The 2,501-nt window shown below is 40.0% G+C and carries 3 protein-coding genes; all 3 read left to right on the top strand.

What is annotated here, in order from left to right:
- On the top strand, positions 1-929 hold a 929-nt coding region (locus tag OQ279_RS18270), incomplete at its 5' end, for a PTS transporter subunit EIIC (protein ID WP_266071301.1).
- A 60-nt stretch (positions 930-989) separates the two neighbouring features.
- On the top strand, positions 990-2,315 hold the full coding sequence (locus OQ279_RS18265) for a 6-phospho-alpha-glucosidase (RefSeq protein WP_266071299.1): 1,326 nt from the start codon (positions 990-992) through the stop codon (positions 2,313-2,315).
- Positions 2,316-2,415: 100 nt separating this feature from the next.
- Positions 2,416-2,501, top strand: an 86-nt coding sequence (locus tag OQ279_RS18260; RefSeq protein WP_503167765.1) for an FGGY family carbohydrate kinase, incomplete at its 3' end; no start/stop codon positions are given.

Here is a 2,501-nt window from a genome sequence, read left to right as displayed (position 1 = left end):
TATTAATTCCAACAGGTCTTCACCATCTGATTTATACGCCTTTCTTATACACCTCTCTAGGCGGTGCAGTAGAAGTTGGCGGGCAATTATATGAAGGTGCAAGAAATATCTATTATGCAGAAATTGCGGATCCAACTGTCAAAGTTCTTTCAGAAAGTGTCATCTGGGATGCACGCGGTATTTCGAAGATGTTTGGTTTACTTGGGGCATGTCTGGCGATGTACCACACAGCTAAACCTGAAAATAAAGGTAAGGTAAAAGCCATCTTAATTCCAGCTGCTGTTACATCTTTTATCGCTGGAGTTACAGAACCAATTGAATTCTCATTCATGTTTGTTGCACCACTGTTATTCGTTGTGCACGCTGGATTAAGCGGATTAAGTTTCGTTGTGTTAAATCTATTTGATGTTAGAGCAATCGGTCCAAACGGAATGATTGACTTCCTATTATTCAACCTGCCGCTTGGAATCGAAAAAACAAGCTGGCCGATGTACATTGTAGTCGGATTAATGTTCTTTGTTGCTTACTATGTCATCTTCCGCTTCTTAATCACAAAGTTTAAATTCAAAACGATCGGAAGAGAAGATGAAGGAAATGAAACAAAGCTTTATTCAAAGAAAGAATACAATGAAAGCAAAACAAAAGATAAACAAGAAACTCCAGCAGCACAGGGAGATGACGGACTCGCAGGCGTGATCGTCAATGCTTTAGGCGGAGCGGAAAATATTCAAACTGTCACCAATTGCTATACAAGACTTCGCTTAACAGTAGATAAGCCTGAATTAGTAGATGAAGCTGTATTAAAAGGTCAGACAGGTGCCAATGGCGTCATCATTAAAGATAAAAACGTTCAAGTTGTTTACGGTTTGCAGGTAACAAGTGTACGAAAAGCAGTTGATAACTATTTAGGGTTAGAAGGAACGGAATAAATCAAAATGTTTCACATGAAACAGCAATAAAACATTAAAATCAGAAGGGAATGGAGATACATGAAGAAATTTTCAGTTGTCATCGCAGGCGGAGGAAGTACTTATACACCAGGGATTGTTATGATGCTATTAGATAATCTGGATCGTTTTCCCCTTCGCACGTTAAAACTATATGACAATGATGGTGAAAGACAGGCTATGCTTGGGGATGCACTGGACATTGTGATGAGAGAAAAAGCACCGGATATTGAGTTCAGTTTTACAACAGATCCAGAGGAAGCCTTCACGGATGTAGACTTCTGCTTTGCACACATTCGCACTGGAAAATATGAAATGCGAGAGAAAGATGAAAAAATCCCATTAAAACATGGTGTTCTTGGCCAAGAAACTTGCGGTCCTGGCGGAATTGCTTACGGAATGAGAAGCATCGGTGATATGATTGAGATGATTGATTTAATGGAGAAATATTCACCAGACTGCTGGATGCTGAACTATTCAAACCCTGCAGCGATTGTAGCAGAAGCTTGCCGCGTTCTTCGCCCGAATTCAAAGGTATTGAACATCTGTGATATGCCTGTAGGAACACTGCGCAGAATCTCACATATCATTGACAAAGAGCCACAGGATTTAGAAGTCCGCTATTTCGGATTGAACCACTTTGGCTGGTGGACAAGCATCAAAGATAAAGAAGGCAATGAATATTTACCGGCAATTCGTGATTATGTGGCTGAAAATGGCTATCTGACGCAAAAAGAAGTGGACACACAGCATACAGATGCAAGCTGGCAGGATACACATAAGAAAGCAAAAGATCTATTAGCAGTAGATCCAAGATTCTTGCCAAACACGTATTTAAAATACTATTTATATCCTGATTATGTGGTGGAGCATTCAAACCCAGATCACACAAGAGCAAATGAAGTCATTGCTGGCAGAGAAAAGACCGTCTTCTCTATGGCAAAAACAATCATTAAAAATGGAACTTCTGAAGGCTGTGAATTTGAAATGGGTGCTCACGCTACCTTTGTTGTCGATCTAGCTCGTGCGATTGCCTTCAATACACATGAAAGAATGCTTCTGATCGTAGAAAACAATGGAACCATCGCAAACTTTGATGATGACGCAATGGTTGAGGTTCCATGTATCGTAGGAAGCAACGGCCCAGAGCCACTAAGCCAAGGTAAGATTCCTGAATTCCAGAGAGCCTTAATGTATCAGCAGGTGACGGTTGAAAAATTAGTCGTTGAAGCGTATATTGAAGGCAGCTATCAGAAATTATGGCAGGCTCTAACACTTTCAAAAACAGTGCCAAGTGCAAAAGTAGCAAAAGAAATACTGGATGATCTAATTGAAGCAAATAAAGGCTACTGGCCTGAGTTACACTAAACAATAAATAAACTGAGAAAAGGCGAAAAAGTGTAAGTTCATTTTTCGCCTTTTCTATTGAATTAGAGAAATTGAGGTGAGCAAAAAGGTGACTACCTATATGCTAGGAATTGATATCGGCACCACTAGCACCAAAGCCGTTTTATTTAGTGAAAACGGGCAAGTTATTCAAGCTGAAAATATTGG

Source organism: Salinimicrobium profundisediminis (assembly GCF_026241755.1).
Classification (GTDB): Bacteria; Bacteroidota; Bacteroidia; order Flavobacteriales; family Flavobacteriaceae; genus Salinimicrobium; species Salinimicrobium profundisediminis.
The sequence above is the reverse complement of the archived record's forward strand: the minus strand, read 5'-3'. Positions and strand labels throughout refer to the sequence as shown.